The following is a 16403-nucleotide window of genomic DNA, read 5'->3' on the forward strand; positions in this document are numbered from 1 at the left end:
GCGCTTCGGGAAGGCCGGAACGGAACGGACCGAGGAGCACATGCCTGCCGAGAGCACGCCGGGCGCCGGAATAGCCCACCAGGCCACGACGACCGGCCCGCGCCGCCGGGGCCGCGGCCGCCGCCGCAAGCCCCGGAGCAGGCGACACACGGCCCTCCTGGTCACGGCCTGGACCGCCGCGGGCGTCCTGGTCCTCGGCGGCACCGGCGCCGGATATCTGTACTTCAAGCTCAACGGCAACATCAGAAGCGTCGACATCAATCACATGCTCGGCACCCACCGGCCCGGAAAATCCGCCGACGGCTCCGAGAACATCCTGGTCCTGGGCTCGGACAGCCGCTCGGGCGGCAACAGGAAGCTGGGCGGCGGCACCGACGACGGCACCGCCCGCTCCGACACCGCGATGATCGTGCACCTCCGCAAGGGCCACAAGCAGGCCGATGTGGTCTCGCTGCCCCGGGACACCCTCGTCGACCGGCCCGAGTGCACCGACGCCCAGGGCACCGTGCACCCGGCCGCCGGCTCGGCGATGTTCAACTCCGCGTACTCCACCGGTGGCGCCGCCTGCGCGGTGAAGACCGTCGAGTCACTCACCGGTGTCCGTATGGACCACTACGTCGAGGTCGACTTCTCCGGCTTCAAGAGACTGATCGACGGGCTCGACGGCGTGCGGGTGACGACCACCGAGGACATCAGGGACCCGGAGAGCCACCTCGATCTGAAGGCCGGCACCCACACCCTCGACGGCACCCAGGCGCTCGGCCTGGTCCGCACCCGGCACGGCGTCGGCGACGGCTCCGACCTCGGCCGCATCCAGCTCCAGCAGGCCTTCATCAAGGCCCTGGCCGACCGGGTCGGGCACATCGGCGTCCTGACCAACCCGGCCAAGCTCTTCGGTCTCGCCGACACCGCGACCAAGGCCGTCACCACCGACTCCGACCTGGCCTCCGTCAAGAAACTGGCGTCCTTCGCCAACGGTCTCAAGGGCATCAGTGCGTCCCATATGAACATGGTGACGATGCCGGTCCGGTACGACCCGGCCGATCCCAACCGTGTCCTCCCGCAGCAGGACAAGGACCAGCAGGTGTGGGACGCCCTGAAGAACGACAGACCCATCCCGGCGAGCGCCACCGAGGGGGCGGCCGTCGGCAGGGCCGACGGGGTCGTGACCTCGCCGTAGGCGCCGCCGCGGCGGGTCGGGAACAGATCGGGCCCGCCCCCGGTTTTGGGGGATACGGCCGGTACTGGCAAACTGGTACGTCGGCTCCGGTTCACGCTCCCGCATCCCGCGGCTGCGACCCGGCGCCCTCCCGAACCTAGGAGACACCTTGAAGCGCGACATCCACCCCGCGTACGTCGAGACGCAGGTCAGCTGCACCTGCGGCGCGTCGTTCACCACTCGCAGCACCATCGAGTCCGGCACCGTCCGGGCCGAGGTCTGCTCCGAGTGCCACCCGTTCTACACGGGCAAGCAGAAGATCCTCGACACCGGTGGCCGTGTGGCCCGCTTCGAGGCCCGCTTCGGCAAGGCTGCCGCTGCCAAGAAGTAGCGAGCCCTCGGCGCCGGTCTCCGGCGCTCCCGACCTGCGCGCGGACCCCGCGTCGCAGCGGGAGCGACGGGACCGGCGCTTTGCGGTGCAGCCCCAATTCGTCGTACACACGTCCCCACGCCCCGGCCCGGGCAGGGGACATCCCATGGGAGCCGGAGATGTTCGAGGCGGTCGAGGAACTGGTCGGTGAACACGCCGATCTGGAGAAGAAGCTCGCGGATCCGTCGGTGCACGCCGACCAGGCGAACGCGCGCAAGCTGAACAAGCGCTATGCCGAGCTGACCCCGATCGTGGCCGCCTACCGCTCTTGGAAGCAGACCGGCGACGACATCGGCACCGCGCGTGAACTGGCCGCCGACGACCCGGACTTCGCCGTCGAGGTCAAGGATCTGGAGAGGCAGCGCGAGGAACTGACGGAGAAGCTCCGCTTCCTGCTGATCCCGCGCGACCCCAACGACGACAAGGACGTCATCCTCGAGGTCAAGGCGGGCGCGGGCGGCGACGAGTCCGCCCTGTTCGCTGGCGATCTGCTGCGCATGTATCTGCGCTATGCCGAGCGCGTCGGCTGGAAGACCGAGATCATCGACTCCACCGAGTCCGAGCTCGGCGGCTACAAGGACGTCCAGGTCGCCGTGAAGACCCGCGGCCAGGGCGAGCCCGGCCAGGGCGTATGGGCCCGGCTGAAGTACGAGGGCGGGGTGCACCGGGTGCAGCGTGTGCCCGCCACCGAGTCCCAGGGCCGCATCCACACCTCCGCGGCCGGTGTGCTGGTCACCCCGGAGGCGGAGGAGGTCGACATCGAGATCAACCCCAACGATCTGCGCATCGACGTCTACCGCTCCTCGGGACCCGGCGGCCAGTCCGTCAACACCACCGACTCCGCGGTGCGCATCACCCATGTCCCGACCGGAGTCGTCGCCTCCTGCCAGAACGAGAAGAGTCAGCTGCAGAACAAGCAGCAGGCACTGCGTATCCTGCGCTCCAGGCTGCTCGCCATGGCGCAGGAGGAGGCGGAGAGGGAGGCCGCCGACGCCCGCCGCAGCCAGGTCCGCACCGTCGACCGCTCCGAGAAGATCCGTACCTACAACTTCCCGGAGAACCGCATCTCGGACCACCGCGTCGGCTTCAAGTCGTACAACCTGGACCAGGTCCTGGACGGCGACCTCGACGCGGTGATCCAGGCCTGCGTCGACGCGGACTCGGCCGCCAAGCTCGCCGCCGCGTAAGGCACGTCCCGCACACGGCGCGTCCCGCAGACGGCACGTACGACACACCGGAGGACCAGCGTGCAGCAGAACCTTGGGGGGCGACCCCCGATTGCCCGCAGCGTGCTGCTGGCGGAGGTGGCCCAGGCCACCCAGCGGCTGGCCGACGCCGGCGTGCCCTCCCCGCGCAACGACGCGGAGGAACTCGCCGCGTTCGTGCACGGCGTCAAGCGGGGCGAGCTGCACTCCGTGAAGGATGCGGACTTCGACGCCCGCTACTGGGAGGTCGTCGCCCGCCGCGAGGCCCGCGAACCGCTCCAGCACATCACCGGACGCGCCTACTTCCGCTATCTGGAACTCCAGGTCGGTCCCGGGGTGTTCGTGCCCCGGCCGGAGACCGAGTCGGTCGTCGGCTGGGCCATAGACGCGGTGCGCGCCATGGACGTCGTCGAGCCGCTGATCGTGGATCTGTGCACCGGCTCGGGCGCCATCGCGCTCGCCCTGGCCCAGGAGGTGCCGCGGTCCCGTGTGCACGCCGTGGAGCTGTCCGAGGACGCCCTGTCGTGGACCCGCAGGAACATGGAGGGGTCCAGGGTCGACCTGCGTCAGGGAGACGCCCGTACGGCCTTCCCCGACCTCGACGGACAGGTCGACCTGGTGATCTCCAACCCGCCGTACATCCCGCTCACCGAATGGGAGTACGTCGCCCCGGAGGCCCGGGACCACGACCCGGAGATGGCCCTGTTCTCCGGGGAGGACGGCCTGGACCTCATCCGCGGCCTGGAGCGCACCGCGCACCGGCTGCTGCGCCCCGGCGGTGTCGTCGTGATCGAGCACGCCGACACCCAGGGCGGACTGGTGCCGTGGATCTTCACCGAGGAGCGGGGCTGGGCCGACGCGGCCGACCACCCCGACCTCAACAACCGCCCCCGCTTCGCGACCGCCCGCAGGGCGCTGCCGTGAGCACCCCGAAGACTCTCTTTCCGCAGCAGTACGTGTACGAGGAGGACCGCTGAAGATGGCACGGCGATACGACACCAACGACGCGACCGACCGCGTGACCGGTCTGCGTGAAGCCGCTTCCGCCGTCCGCCGTGGCGAACTCGTGGTGCTGCCGACCGACACCGTCTACGGCATCGGCGCCGACGCTTTCTCCTCGGAGGCCGTGGCCGATCTGCTCCACGCCAAGGGCCGGGGCCGCAGCATGCCCACGCCCGTCCTCATCGGCTCCCCGAACACGCTGCACGGGCTCGTCACGGACTTCTCCGAGATGGCCTGGGAACTGGTCGACGCGTTCTGGCCCGGCGCCCTCACCCTCATCGCCAAGCACCAGCCCTCCCTCCAGTGGGACCTGGGGGACACCCGGGGCACGGTGGCCGTGCGCATGCCGCTGCACCCGGTCGCCATCGAACTGCTGACGGAGGTCGGCCCGATGGGGGTTTCCTCCGCCAATCTGACCGGCCACCCGGCGCCGGAGAACTGCGACGCCGCGCAGGACATGCTCGGCGACTCGGTCTCCGTCTATCTGGACGGCGGTCCGACCCCCGGGAACGTCCCGTCGTCGATCGTCGACGTCACGGGCAAGGTGCCGGTCCTGCTGCGTCAGGGAGCGGTGTCGGCCGAGGAGCTGCGCAAGGTCGTACCCGACCTTGAGGTGGCGAATTGACGGCCGCCCCTGACTCCCCCGGGCTCCGGCGGGGGATCCCTCATGAGCAGGGGGGATCCCCATGCGTGGCATAGGCAGCGGGGAGGAGACGGGGACCTTCGGGCTGCCCCGTGACTCGTTCCGCATCCTGCACGTCAGCACCGGCAATGTGTGCCGCTCGCCGATCACCGAGCGGCTGACCCGCCATGCCCTGGCGGACCGGCTCGGAGACCCCCTGTGGGGCGGCCTGATCGTGGAGAGCGCGGGCACCTGGGGCCATGAGGGCGCGCCCATGGAGGCGAACGCCGAGACGGTCCTCGCGGACTTCGGGGCGGACGCCTCCGGGTTCGTCGGACGGGAACTCCTGGACGAGCATGTGATCCGTGCCGATCTGGTGCTGACGGCGACGCGTGACCATCGGGGGCAGGTCATCTCCATGGGGCACTCGGCGGGGCTGCGGACCTTCACGCTGAAGGAGTTCACGCGGCTCGTGCGGGCCATAGACCCCGCCACGCTGCCTCCTCTGGAGGACGGGGCGGTGGCCCGGGCCCGGGCGCTGGTCCGGGCGGCGGCGGCGCTGCGGGGGTGGCTGCTGGCGCCCACGGCGGAGGCGGACGAGGTGTATGACCCGTACGGGGCGCCGTTGCCGTTCTTCCGGTCCATCGGGGATGAGATTCAGCAGGCGCTGGATCCGGTGGTGACGGCGCTTACGGGTGTGCCGGCGCGGATGTAGTCGGCGGGGGCCTTGTGCGGGGCGCCTATGGGCTCGGGACTTGCTTGCTGTGGCCGTGCGAGTGCGGGTTCGTCGTGGTCGGTCGCGCAGTTCCCCGCGCCCCTTCAGGGGCGCCACCGCGCGGGGTGTGCGGGGGGTTCAGCCGGTGCGGGTTCGTCGTGGTTGAGCGCGCAGTTCCCCGCGCCCCTTTCGGGGCGCAGCTGCTTTCGGGGGTACACCCGTGAGGGCGTGGTTTCGGGCGGGTCGGGTGGGGTGGGCCTACATTGGGACGTACGTTCCCGATGTCCGGAGCCCATCATGGCGGTCACCCGTACCCTCGAGGCCGATGTTCTGCGCCGGCAGGACCCCGAGCTGGCCGAGATCATCCTCGGGGAGCTCGACCGGCAGTCGACGACGCTCCAGCTCATCGCCGCCGAGAACTTCACCTCGCCCGCGGTGCTCGCCGCTCTCGGCTCCCCGATGGCCAACAAGTACGCCGAGGGGTATCCGGGCGCCCGGTACCACGGGGGATGCGAGATCGTCGATGTCGCCGAACGCCTCGCCGTGGAGCGGGCGAAGGCGCTGTTCGGGGCCGAGCACGCCAATGTGCAGCCCCACTCGGGATCGTCCGCCGTGCTCGCCGCGTACGCCGCCCTGCTCAGGCCCGGCGACACCGTGCTCGCCCTCGGGCTGTCCTACGGAGGCCACCTCACCCATGGCTCACCCGCCAACTTCTCCGGACGCTGGTTCGACTTCGTCGGCTACGGGGTCGAGGCGGACTCCGGGCTGATCGACCACGAGCAGGTGCGCATGCTCGCCCTGGCACACCGCCCCAAGGCCATCGTCTGCGGGTCCATCGCCTATCCGCGCCATATCGACTACGCCTTCTTCCGGGAGGTCGCCGACGAGGTGGGCGCCTATCTCATCGCCGACGCGGCCCATCCCATCGGACTGGTGGCCGGGGGAGCGGCGCCCAATCCGGTGCCGTACGCCGACATCGTGTGCGCCACCACGCACAAGGTGCTGCGCGGCCCGCGCGGCGGGATGATCCTGTGCGGCGGCGAACTGGCCGAGCGGGTGGACCGGGCGGTGTTCCCCTTCACCCAGGGCGGCGCCCAGATGCACACCATCGCCGCCAAGGCCGTCGCGTTCGGCGAGGCGGCGACGGCGGCCTACGCCCGCTATGCGCATCAGGTGGTGACCAACGCGCGGCGGCTGGCGGCGGGGCTGGGCTCCCAGGGGCTGGTGATCACCACCGGCGGCACCGACACCCATCTGCTGACCCTGGACCCGGCTCCGCTCGGGGTGGACGGCCGTACGGCCCGTGGGCGGCTCGCGGCGGCCGGGGTGGTCCTGGACACCTGTGCGCTGCCGCACGGCGACGCCCGCGGTCTGCGCCTGGGCACCGCCGCCGCGACCACACAGGGCATGGGAGAGGCCGAAATGGCGTACATCGCCGAGCTGTTCGCCTCGGTGCTGCGCGACGAGGTGGACGGCGCGCAGGCGCGTGCCCGGGTGCGCGAGTTCACCGGCGGTTTTCCGCCGTATCCGGACCGGTGAGGGCGGGGGTGCGGCGCGGCACACAGCCGTCCGTGCAACCATCGTGGCTACCCGTCGGTCCTCAACGATATGCACGCGAAGCCGGTGCCGTCCGTCGGGGCACTAGGGTGTGGGGCTGAGGATGCCCAGCGAGACCTGTGGGGAAGCCTGTGCGTGAATACCTGCTGACGCTCTGTGTCACGGCCGCGGTGACGTATCTGCTGACAGGGCCGGTACGTAAATTCGCGATCGTCGCCGGGGCCATGCCGGAGATCCGGGCCCGTGACGTGCACCGGGAACCCACTCCCCGGCTCGGCGGTATCGCCATGTTCTTCGGGCTGTGCGCGGGCCTGCTGGTCGCCGACCACCTCAAGAACCTCAACGAGGTCTTCGCCCGGTCGAACGAGCCCAGGGCGCTGCTGTCCGGGGCCGCGCTGATCTGGCTGATCGGTGTGCTGGACGACAAGTTCGAGATCGACGCCCTGATCAAGCTGGGTGGCCAGATGATCGCCGCGGGCGTCATGGTCATGCAGGGCCTGACGATCCTGTGGCTGCCCGTCCCGGGCATCGGCACGGTCTCGCTCACCCAGGGGCAGAGCACCCTGCTCACCGTGGCGCTGGTGGTCGTCACGATCAACGCGGTCAACTTCGTCGACGGCCTGGACGGTCTGGCCGCGGGCATGGTGTGCATCGCCGCTGCCGCGTTCTTCATGTACGCCTACCGGATCTGGTACGGCTACGGGCTGGAGCCCGCGGCTCCCGCGACCCTGTTCGCGGCCGTGCTGATGGGCATGTGCCTGGGCTTTCTGCCGCACAACATGCATCCGGCGCGGATCTTCATGGGCGACTCGGGGTCGATGCTGATCGGTCTGGTGCTGGCCGCCGGTGCCATCTCGATCACCGGGCAGCTGGACCCCGACTCGTTGAACCTCTTCTACGGTTCCGAGCGCGCCACGGTCCACCAGACCGTCCCCGTCTACATCCCCCTGCTGCTGCCGCTGACGATCATCGCGGTCCCGGCCGCCGACCTGGTCCTCGCCATCGTGCGCCGGACCTGGCGCGGACAGTCGCCGTTCGCCGCGGACCGGGGCCATCTGCACCACCGGCTCCTGGAGATCGGCCACTCGCACAGCAGGGCGGTGCTGATCATGTACTTCTGGTCGGCGCTGATCGCCTTCGGTGCTCTGGCGTACTCCGTCAACTCGGCGTCGCTGTGGATCGTGCTCGGCATCGTGGTGCTGAGCGCGGTGGGCCTGATCCTGCTTCTGTTGCCCCGGTTCACCCCGCGCGCCCCTCGCTGGGCCGAGGCCTTCGTCCCCCCGCGCTACCGCCGGCGGGCCGTGATCGAACCGGTGCCGGCCGCCGTCGCCGCGGAGGAGGACCGGCCGGAGCCCGGAGAGGAGCCGCGCACCCCGGTGGGCGCGGGTGTCTCAGGGGTCAATGGGGCCACGGCCATCGGCGGCCGTGCCCAGCTGGACCGGCGCAAGACCGAGTCGTCGCGCTGAAGTACAAGGTAAGAATCTGACTAATGCGTTGCCGAAACCTGGGGGTGCAAACCCCCTCAAGGCTGCCCAAGTTGCCTGTGGTATCCCGCAGATGTGCAGGTTCGATCTCATGTGTGATGGTGCGCACAGCCACTAGGTAAAGGCCGCATCAAATAGTTTGTGATACCGTTCACGAGAACTCCCGGGGTACAGTCGAAGGGCCCGCTGTCGCGGTCCCCCTCGGCGTGAGGTTCCCGCTCGCCCCGGGATTACGCTCGTCCATGACGACGCCCTGCCCCCTTCAGTTCGCGGAGTTGCCGCCATGCCGTCCAGTGACGCCCGGAACCTTCTCCAGACCGCTGTGCCCACAGCGGCCGTCGGCGTGATCGCCGTGGCCGTGAGCGGTGCGGTCGCCGGGGGCAAGGGGGCGATCGGTGCGGCCGTCGGCACCGTGCTGGCCATCCTGTTCATGGGGATCGGCCTGTATGTGCTCCAGTGGACGGCGAAATCGCTTCCGCACCTGTTCCAGGCCATGGGGCTGCTGCTCTATGTCGCCCAGCTGCTGTTGCTCCTGATCTTCGTGGGCGTCTTCAAGGACACCTCCCTCTTCAACCCGAAGACCTTCGCGTTCTCGCTCGTGGTCGCGACCGTCGTATGGATGGCCGCGCAGGCTCGTGCGCACATGAAGGCGAAGATCTTTTACGTCGATCCGGACTCCGGCCCGCGCGGCGAGTCCCAGAAGGCGGGCTCTACATCGTGAGGGGTAGGGCCGGTATAAGGACGTGCGCGAGATCCTGCTATCGTCCGGTGCCAACTGCGGCATCGCGGGCGCGGGCATCTGAGCTGACGCCTGCTCAAGCGCGAGGCTTGATGCTCCCCGGCCGCCTCCACATCCGTAACACCAGTCCGGTGCCGACCCGCGGCTGCGCGCCGCGCCGACACAACGAGGTTGCCCTACCCATGCGTCACGCCGAAGGAGCCCGCGGTGAGTGCTGACCAGACCCAGCTCGCCTTTGACTGGAGCTGTCGGATCCTGTCCGACAACGGGTGTGGCTTTCCGGCTCCGGGCCTTGAGTCGTTCCTCTTCAAGCCGCTCGCCACGGTCGGCGGCTTCGAGTTCAACAAGGTGATGCTGCTCGCTCTCATCACCACCGCCCTGATCGTGGTGTTCTTCTCCGCAGCCTTCGGCAGGGCCAAGGTGGTTCCGGGCAAGCTCCAGATGATCGGCGAGGCCGGCTACGACTTCGTACGCCGCGGCATCGTCTACGAGACGCTCGGCAAGCGCGAGGGCGAGAAGTACGTCCCGCTGATGGTCTCGCTGTTCTTCTTCATCTGGATCATGAACGTCTGGTCCGTGATCCCGCTGGCCCAGTTCCCGGTCTCCTCGGTGATCGCCTTCCCGATGGTGCTCGCCCTGATCGTCTACATCACCTGGGTCTCCCTGACCTTCAAGAAGCACGGCTTCGTCGGCTTCTTCAAGAACGTCACGGGCTATGACAAGTCGCTCGGTGCGGTGCTGCCGCTGGTCATGGTCATCGAGTTCTTCTCGAACCTGCTGGTCCGCCCGTTCACACACGCGGTGCGACTCTTCGCCAACATGTTCGCGGGTCACCTGATGCTGGTGATGTTCACCGTCGCCTCCTGGTACCTGATGAACAGCTACATGATCCCGGCGGCCGGCGTCTCGTTCGTGATGACCATCGCCATGATCTGCTTCGAGCTCTTCGTGCAGGCCGTCCAGGCGTACGTCTTCGTGCTCCTCGCCTGCTCGTACATTCAGGGCGCTCTCGCCGAGCACCACTGAGCCGAACCACCCGCCCGCACACTCCCAGTCGTCCGGTGGTCAACCCCCACCGGTCCATGAAAGAGAAGGAAGAACCGGCATGTCCGCTCTCCAGACCCTCGCCGCTGATGGCATCCACGGCTCCGTCGGCTCCATCGGTTACGGCCTCGCCGCGATCGGCCCGGGCATCGGCGTCGGCATCATCTTCGGTAACGGCACCCAGGCCCTGGCCCGCCAGCCCGAGGCGGCCGGTCTGATCCGCGCCAACCAGATCCTGGGCTTCGCCTTCTGTGAGGCGCTGGCCCTGATCGGCATCGTCATGCCGTTCGTGTTCGGTAAGTAATCACCCCTTACCAGCACGTATCGACGAAAGGCACTGATGTGATCGCCAACCTGGTGCAGCTGGCGGCCGAGGAGACGGGGCAGAACCCGCTCTACCCGGCCGGTCCCGAGCTGCTCGTCGGCACCATCGCCTTCGCCATCGTGTTCTTCTTCTTCTGGAAGAAGCTGCTCCCGAACATCAACAAGGTTCTCGAGGAGCGTCGCGCGGCGATCGAAGGCGGCATTGAAGAGGCCGACGCCATGAAGGTCGAGGCCCAGAGCGTGCTTGAGCAGTACAAGGCTCAGCTCGCCGAAGCCCGGCACGAGGCCGCGCGGCTGCGCCAGGAGGCGCAGGAGCAGGGCGCCACTCTCATCGCCGAGATGCGCGCGGAGGGTCAGCGGCAGCGCGAGGAGATCGTCGCCGCCGGACACGCGCAGATCGAGGCCGACCGCAAGGCGGCCGGTCAGGCGCTGCGGCAGGACGTCGGCCGACTGGCCACCGACCTGGCCGGCAAGCTCGTCGGCGAGGCCCTCGAGGACCACGCCCGTCAGAGCCGCGTGATCGACCGCTTCCTCGACGAGCTCGAGGAGAAGGCCGAGGCCGCGCGATGAACGGAGCGAGCCGCGAGGCCCTGGCAGCCGCACGTGAGCGTCTCGACGCGCTGACGGACTCCACGTCCGTGGACGCGACGCGGCTCTCCGACGAGCTGGCCGCCGTTACCGCGCTGCTCGACCGCGAGGCGTCGCTGCGTCGGGTCCTGACCGACCCGGCGCAGCCCGGCGAGGCCAAGGCCGAGCTGGTGCAGCGCCTGCTCGGCAGCCAGGTCGACGGCACGGCCGTGGACCTGGTGGCGGGTATGGTGCGTTCGCGCTGGTCGCAGCCGCGTGACCTGGTGGACGCGCTGGAGGAGCTGGCGAACCTCGCCGACCTCACCGCCGCCCAGCAGACGAACGCGCTGGACGATGTCGAGGACGAGCTGTTCCGGTTCGGCCGGATCGTCGCCTCCCACCCCGACCTGCGTGCGGCGCTGACCGACCGGGGCGCGGGCGCCCCGGCCAAGACCGAGCTGCTGCGGCGGCTGCTCGGGGGTCGTGCCCATGCCACCACCGAGCGTCTGGTGATGCGCCTTGTGACCGTGTCGCGGGGTCGTAGCCTGGAAGCGGGACTCGAGTCCCTGTCCAAGCTGGCTGCCGCGCGCCGGGACCGTCTGGTCGCCGTCGTTACCTCGGCCGTCCCGCTGAGCGACACGCAGAAGCAGCGCCTCGGCGCCGCTCTCGCCAAGCTCTACGGGCGCCGTATGCACCTCAATCTCGACGTGGACCCCGAGGTCGTCGGCGGGATCCGGGTGCAGGTCGGTGACGAGGTCATCAACGGTTCGCTCGCGGACCGGCTCGAGGACGCCGCCCGCCGCATGGCGAGCTGACGCAACTCGACAGCAGTACTACGGCCCGCGTTGGGCCGTGCAGAGGATTCCTGGGGGCCGCCCCCAGACCCCCATAGAAACTTCGGGCCCAACAAGGAGAGCAGGGAACCCAGATGGCGGAGCTCACGATCCGGCCGGAGGAGATCCGGGACGCGCTGGAGAATTTCGTCCAGTCGTACAAGCCGGACGCGGCCTCGCGCGAGGAGGTCGGTACGGTCACCCTTGCCGGCGACGGCATCGCGAAGGTCGAGGGTCTTCCCTCGGCCATGGCCAACGAACTGCTGAAGTTCGAGGACGGCACCCTCGGCCTCGCCCTCAACCTCGAGGAGCGCGAGATCGGTGCCATCGTCCTCGGTGAGTTCAGCGGCATCGAGGAGGGCCAGCCGGTGCAGCGCACCGGTGAGGTGCTCTCGGTCGCGGTCGGCGAGGGCTACCTCGGCCGTGTCGTCGACCCGCTCGGCAACCCGATCGACGGCCTCGGCGAGATCGACACCGACGGCCGCCGCGCCCTTGAGCTGCAGGCCCCCACGGTCATGCAGCGCAAGTCGGTGCACGAGCCGATGGAGACCGGCTACAAGGCCGTCGACGCGATGACCCCGGTCGGCCGTGGTCAGCGTCAGCTGATCATCGGCGACCGTCAGACCGGCAAGACCGCGCTGGCCGTCGACACGATCATCAACCAGCGTGACAACTGGCGCTCGGGCGACCCGAAGAAGCAGGTCCGCTGCATCTACGTCGCCATCGGCCAGAAGGGCTCCACCATCGCGTCGGTCCGCCGCGCGCTGGAGGAGAACGGTGCGCTGGAGTACACGACCATCGTCGCCGCCCCGGCGTCCGACCCGGCCGGCTTCAAGTACCTGGCGCCGTACACCGGCTCGGCCATCGGCCAGCACTGGATGTACCAGGGCAAGCACGTCCTGATCATCTTCGACGACCTCTCGAAGCAGGCCGACGCCTACCGCGCCGTGTCCCTGCTGCTGCGCCGCCCGCCGGGCCGCGAGGCCTACCCGGGTGACGTCTTCTACCTGCACTCCCGTCTGCTGGAGCGCTGCGCCAAGCTCTCCGACGACATGGGTGCCGGTTCGATGACCGGTCTGCCGATCGTCGAGACCAAGGCCAACGACGTCTCGGCGTTCATCCCGACCAACGTCATCTCCATCACCGACGGCCAGTGCTTCCTGGAGTCGGACCTGTTCAACGCCGGTCAGCGCCCCGCGCTGAACGTCGGTATCTCCGTCTCCCGAGTCGGTGGTTCCGCACAGCACAAGGCGATGAAGCAGGTCTCCGGACGTCTGCGTGTGGACCTCGCCCAGTTCCGTGAGCTGGAGGCGTTCGCCGCCTTCGGTTCCGACCTGGACGCCGCGTCGAAGTCCCAGCTGGAGCGCGGTCAGCGCATGGTCGAGCTGCTCAAGCAGAACCAGTACGAGCCGATGGCCACCGAGGACCAGGTCGTCTCCGTCTGGGCCGGCACCACCGGCAAGATGGACGACGTTCCGGTCGCCGACATCCGCCGCTTCGAGAAGGAGCTGCTGGAGTACCTGCACCGCAAGGAGCAGGGCCTCATGACCTCCATCAAGGAGGGCGGCAAGATGTCCGACGACACCCTGGGTGCCGTCGCCGATGCGATCGCCGACTTCAAGAGGCAGTTCGAGACGAGCGACGGAAAGCTGCTCGGCGAGGACACCCCGGCCGCTGCCGCCAAGTGACGTAAGGAAGGGACCTGACTCATGGGAGCCCAGCTCCGGGTCTACAAGCGTCGCATCCGATCCGTCAGCGCGACCAAGAAGATCACGAAGGCGATGGAGATGATCGCCGCCTCGCGCGTCGTCAAGGCGCAGCGCAAGGTGGCGGCCTCCACGCCGTACGCGACCGAGCTCACGCGCGCGGTCACGGCGGTCGGCACCGGTTCGAACACCAAGCACCCGCTGACCACCCAGGCCGAGACGGTGACCCGGTCCGCGGTTCTGCTCCTGACGAGCGACCGCGGTCTGGCCGGCGCCTACAACTCCAACGCGATCAAGGCGGCGGAGCAGCTGACGGCACGGCTGGAGCGCGAGGGCAAGCAGGTCGAGACGTATATCGTCGGCCGTCGCGGTGTGGCCCACTACAACTTCCGTGAGCGCCCGGTCGCGGAGGAGTGGACGGGTTTCACGGACGAGCCGACGTATGCGGACGCCAAGGCGGTCGCGGCGCCGCTGATCGAGGCCATCGAGAAGGACACGGTGGACGGCGGAGTGGACGAACTCCACATCGTCTACACCGAGTTCATCTCGATGATGACGCAGACGGCGAGCGACGCGCGCCTGCTGCCGCTCAGCCTCGACGAGGTGGCCGAGGAGTCGTCCGCCAAGGACGAGATCCTTCCGCTGTACGAGTTCGAGCCGTCGGCGGAGGACGTCCTCGACGCCCTGCTGCCGCGCTACGTCGAGAGCCGTATCTACAACGCGCTGCTGCAGTCGGCCGCTTCCAAGCATGCCGCCACGCGCCGTGCGATGAAGTCGGCGACCGACAACGCGGGTGAGCTGATCAACACGCTCTCCCGTCTTGCCAACGCGGCCCGCCAGGCCGAAATCACCCAGGAAATCAGCGAGATCGTCGGTGGCGCGAGCGCCCTGGCCGACGCGACCGCGGGGAGTGACAACTAATGACCACCACTGTTGAGACGGCCACGGCGACGGGCCGCGTCGCGCGGGTCATCGGCCCGGTCGTCGACGTGGAGTTCCCCGTCGACGCGATGCCGGACATCTACAACGCCCTTCACGTCGAGGTCGCCGACCCGGCGAACGAGGGCGAGAAGAAGACGCTGACCCTGGAGGTCGCCCAGCACCTGGGTGACGGCCTGGTCCGCACCATCTCCATGCAGCCCACCGACGGTCTGGTCCGCCAGTCCCCGGTGTCCGACACCGGCTCGGCGATCTCCGTCCCGGTCGGCGACTTCACCAAGGGCAAGGTGTTCAACACCCTCGGTGAGGTGCTGAACGTCGACGAGTCCTACGACGGTGAGCGCTGGCCGATCCACCGCAAGGCCCCGAACTTCGACGAGCTCGAGTCGAAGACCGAGATGTTCGAGACCGGCGTCAAGGTCATCGACCTGCTGACCCCGTACGTCAAGGGCGGCAAGATCGGTCTGTTCGGTGGCGCCGGTGTCGGCAAGACGGTGCTCATCCAGGAGATGATCTACCGTGTCGCCAACAACCACGACGGTGTCTCCGTGTTCGCCGGTGTCGGTGAGCGCACCCGTGAGGGCAACGACCTCATCGAGGAGATGAGCGAGTCCGGCGTCATCGACAAGACCGCGCTGGTCTTCGGTCAGATGGACGAGCCCCCGGGCACCCGTCTGCGCGTCGCGCTGGCCGGCCTCACCATGGCCGAGTACTTCCGTGACGTCCAGAAGCAGGACGTGCTGTTCTTCATCGACAACATCTTCCGCTTCACGCAGGCCGGTTCCGAGGTCTCCACCCTGCTCGGCCGGATGCCCTCCGCGGTGGGTTACCAGCCGAACCTGGCCGACGAGATGGGTCTCCTCCAGGAGCGCATCACCTCGACCCGTGGTCACTCGATCACCTCGATGCAGGCGATCTACGTCCCCGCGGACGACCTGACCGACCCGGCCCCGGCCACCACCTTCGCCCACCTCGACGCGACGACGGTTCTGTCCCGTCCGATCTCCGAGAAGGGCATCTACCCGGCCGTGGACCCGCTGGACTCCACGTCCCGGATCCTGGACCCGCGGTACATCGCGCAGGATCACTACAACGCCGCCATGCGCGTCAAGACGATCCTGCAGAAGTACAAGGACCTCCAGGACATCATCGCGATCCTCGGTATCGACGAGCTCGGCGAAGAGGACAAGCTCGTCGTCCAGCGCGCCCGTCGTGTGGAGCGCTTCCTGTCCCAGAACACCCACGTCGCCAAGCAGTTCACCGGCGTCGACGGGTCGGACGTCCCGCTGGACGAGTCGATCGCGGCCTTCAACGCGATCATCGACGGCGAGTACGACCACTTCCCGGAGCAGGCGTTCTTCATGTGCGGTGGTATCGAGGACCTGAAGAAGAACGCGAAGGAGCTGGGCGTCTCCTGAGCGAGCGCCTGAGGCGGGCCCCGAACAGGGGTTCGTGACAGGTACTGCCTCTTGGCGAGAGGGGTGGAGAAGTGTCCCGCGGTTCCCACCGCGGGGTGCGGTCCGCCCCTCTCCCCACGCCTACTAGAATTCAGACCAACACCCGGCACCCGCCGGGTGGTGACCCGAGGAGCCACCCTTGGCTGCTGAGCTGCACGTCGAGCTGGTCGCCGCCGACCGCCAGGTCTGGTCCGGCGAGGCCACCCTGGTCGTCGCGCGCACCACGTCCGGCGACATCGGCGTCATGCCCGGTCACCAGCCGCTGCTCGGTGTGCTGGAGTCGGGCCCGGTGACCATCCGTACGAGTGATGGTGGAACGGTCGTCGCCGCGGTGCACGGCGGTTTCATCTCGTTCGCGGACAACAAGCTGTCGCTGCTGGCCGAGATCGCCGAGCTGTCGGAGGAGATCGACGTCCAGCGTGCGGAGCGGGCCCTGGAGCGGGCGAAGTCGGAGGCCGACGCCTCCGCCGAGCGCCGCGCGGAGGTCCGACTGCGTGCGGTGTCGGCGCACTGACCCCGGCGGCGACCCCAGGCCCTTCGGGCCCGGGGGAGCGCCGAACTGATGATGTGACTCAGCCGCGGCTGGATCCGGAGCAATCCGGATCCAGCCGCGGCTGAGG

At 68.9% G+C, this 16403-nt stretch carries 17 protein-coding genes; all 17 read left to right on the forward strand.

From position 1 onward, the window contains the following. Positions 1 to 40: 40 nt before the first annotated feature. The 17 genes from CP978_RS23050 (at position 41) to CP978_RS23130 (ending at position 16297) form a co-directional block, all read left to right on the forward strand. Positions 41 to 1180 carry an LCP family protein gene (locus tag CP978_RS23050; protein WP_043443885.1) on the forward strand — a complete coding sequence of 380 codons (1140 nt, stop codon included), beginning with the start codon at positions 41 to 43 and terminating at the stop codon, positions 1178 to 1180. A gap of 148 nt (positions 1181 to 1328) precedes the next feature. After that, positions 1329 to 1550, forward strand: coding sequence for a 50S ribosomal protein L31 (gene rpmE / locus CP978_RS23055; protein ID WP_043443887.1), 222 nt, complete (start codon positions 1329 to 1331; stop codon positions 1548 to 1550). Between the two features lie 158 nt (positions 1551 to 1708). Further along, positions 1709 to 2776 carry a peptide chain release factor 1 gene (gene prfA / locus CP978_RS23060; protein WP_043443889.1) on the forward strand — a complete coding sequence of 356 codons (1068 nt, stop codon included), beginning with the start codon at positions 1709 to 1711 and terminating at the stop codon, positions 2774 to 2776. 102 nt (positions 2777 to 2878) lie between these two features. Further along, a complete protein-coding gene (gene prmC, locus CP978_RS23065) occupies positions 2879 to 3718 on the forward strand; it encodes a peptide chain release factor N(5)-glutamine methyltransferase (protein WP_150478399.1) in 840 nt (279 codons plus the stop codon). Between the two features lie 55 nt (positions 3719 to 3773). After that, positions 3774 to 4421 (forward strand): L-threonylcarbamoyladenylate synthase, encoded by a 648-nt coding sequence (locus tag CP978_RS23070; protein WP_043443891.1) that lies wholly within the window; start codon positions 3774 to 3776, stop codon positions 4419 to 4421. A 61-nt stretch (positions 4422 to 4482) separates the two neighbouring features. Next, complete coding sequence (locus CP978_RS23075; RefSeq protein WP_150478290.1) at positions 4483 to 5133, forward strand: arsenate reductase/protein-tyrosine-phosphatase family protein; 651 nt, start codon at positions 4483 to 4485, stop codon at positions 5131 to 5133. A gap of 297 nt (positions 5134 to 5430) precedes the next feature. Further along, on the forward strand, positions 5431 to 6672 hold the full coding sequence (locus CP978_RS23080; protein ID WP_043443896.1) for a serine hydroxymethyltransferase: 1242 nt from the start codon (positions 5431 to 5433) through the stop codon (positions 6670 to 6672). A gap of 149 nt (positions 6673 to 6821) precedes the next feature. Continuing rightward, on the forward strand, positions 6822 to 8156 hold the full coding sequence (locus tag CP978_RS23085) for an MraY family glycosyltransferase (RefSeq protein WP_043443898.1): 1335 nt from the start codon (positions 6822 to 6824) through the stop codon (positions 8154 to 8156). Between the two features lie 301 nt (positions 8157 to 8457). Continuing rightward, entirely contained in the window at positions 8458 to 8895 is a 438-nt protein-coding gene (locus CP978_RS23090) for a Cg1360 family ATP-synthase-associated protein (RefSeq protein WP_043443905.1), read from the forward strand. Positions 8896 to 9120: 225 nt separating this feature from the next. Continuing rightward, complete coding sequence (gene atpB / locus CP978_RS23095) at positions 9121 to 9939, forward strand: F0F1 ATP synthase subunit A (RefSeq protein WP_479725621.1); 819 nt, start codon at positions 9121 to 9123, stop codon at positions 9937 to 9939. Positions 9940 to 10018: 79 nt separating this feature from the next. Continuing rightward, a complete protein-coding gene (gene atpE, locus CP978_RS23100) occupies positions 10019 to 10261 on the forward strand; it encodes an ATP synthase F0 subunit C (protein ID WP_043443907.1) in 243 nt (80 codons plus the stop codon). Between the two features lie 38 nt (positions 10262 to 10299). Then, positions 10300 to 10851 (forward strand): F0F1 ATP synthase subunit B, encoded by a 552-nt coding sequence (locus CP978_RS23105; protein ID WP_043443909.1) that lies wholly within the window; start codon positions 10300 to 10302, stop codon positions 10849 to 10851. Further along, entirely contained in the window at positions 10848 to 11663 is an 816-nt protein-coding gene (locus CP978_RS23110; protein WP_043443911.1) for a F0F1 ATP synthase subunit delta, read from the forward strand. Before CP978_RS23105 ends, CP978_RS23110 begins: the two co-directional genes overlap by 4 nt. Positions 11664 to 11776: 113 nt before the next feature. Beyond that, positions 11777 to 13369, forward strand: a complete 1593-nt coding sequence (gene atpA, locus CP978_RS23115; protein WP_043443913.1) for a F0F1 ATP synthase subunit alpha — start codon at positions 11777 to 11779, stop codon at positions 13367 to 13369. Between the two features lie 21 nt (positions 13370 to 13390). After that, the gene (locus CP978_RS23120; RefSeq protein WP_043443914.1) at positions 13391 to 14308 is read left to right on the forward strand and encodes a F0F1 ATP synthase subunit gamma; all 918 of its coding nucleotides are present in this window, start codon (positions 13391 to 13393) and stop codon (positions 14306 to 14308) included. Continuing rightward, on the forward strand, positions 14308 to 15744 hold the full coding sequence (atpD, locus tag CP978_RS23125) for a F0F1 ATP synthase subunit beta (protein WP_043443915.1): 1437 nt from the start codon (positions 14308 to 14310) through the stop codon (positions 15742 to 15744). The genes CP978_RS23120 and atpD overlap by 1 nt, the downstream gene beginning before the upstream one ends. A 178-nt stretch (positions 15745 to 15922) precedes the next feature. Then, positions 15923 to 16297, forward strand: a complete 375-nt coding sequence (locus CP978_RS23130; protein ID WP_043443916.1) for a F0F1 ATP synthase subunit epsilon — start codon at positions 15923 to 15925, stop codon at positions 16295 to 16297. Positions 16298 to 16403: the final 106 nt, after the last annotated feature.

This window comes from Streptomyces nodosus (genome assembly GCF_008704995.1).
Taxonomy (GTDB): Bacteria; Actinomycetota; Actinomycetes; order Streptomycetales; family Streptomycetaceae; genus Streptomyces; species Streptomyces nodosus.

What these genes read in the sequence shown, in the direction of transcription:
- atpA (WP_043443913.1), top strand. Translation starts at nt 11,777, where the DNA reads ATGGCGGAGCTCACGATCCGGCCGGAGGAGATCCGGGACGCGCTGGAG.
- CP978_RS23050 (WP_043443885.1), top strand. Translation starts at nt 41, where the DNA reads ATGCCTGCCGAGAGCACGCCGGGCGCCGGAATAGCCCACCAGGCCACG.
- CP978_RS23090 (WP_043443905.1), top strand. Translation starts at nt 8,458, where the DNA reads ATGCCGTCCAGTGACGCCCGGAACCTTCTCCAGACCGCTGTGCCCACA.
- CP978_RS23075 (WP_150478290.1), top strand. Translation starts at nt 4,483, where the DNA reads ATGCGTGGCATAGGCAGCGGGGAGGAGACGGGGACCTTCGGGCTGCCC.
- CP978_RS23120 (WP_043443914.1), top strand. Translation starts at nt 13,391, where the DNA reads ATGGGAGCCCAGCTCCGGGTCTACAAGCGTCGCATCCGATCCGTCAGC.
- CP978_RS23070 (WP_043443891.1), top strand. Translation starts at nt 3,774, where the DNA reads ATGGCACGGCGATACGACACCAACGACGCGACCGACCGCGTGACCGGT.
- prfA (WP_043443889.1), top strand. Translation starts at nt 1,709, where the DNA reads ATGTTCGAGGCGGTCGAGGAACTGGTCGGTGAACACGCCGATCTGGAG.
- atpD (WP_043443915.1), top strand. Translation starts at nt 14,308, where the DNA reads ATGACCACCACTGTTGAGACGGCCACGGCGACGGGCCGCGTCGCGCGG.
- CP978_RS23080 (WP_043443896.1), top strand. Translation starts at nt 5,431, where the DNA reads ATGGCGGTCACCCGTACCCTCGAGGCCGATGTTCTGCGCCGGCAGGAC.
- atpE (WP_043443907.1), top strand. Translation starts at nt 10,019, where the DNA reads ATGTCCGCTCTCCAGACCCTCGCCGCTGATGGCATCCACGGCTCCGTC.
- CP978_RS23110 (WP_043443911.1), top strand. Translation starts at nt 10,848, where the DNA reads ATGAACGGAGCGAGCCGCGAGGCCCTGGCAGCCGCACGTGAGCGTCTC.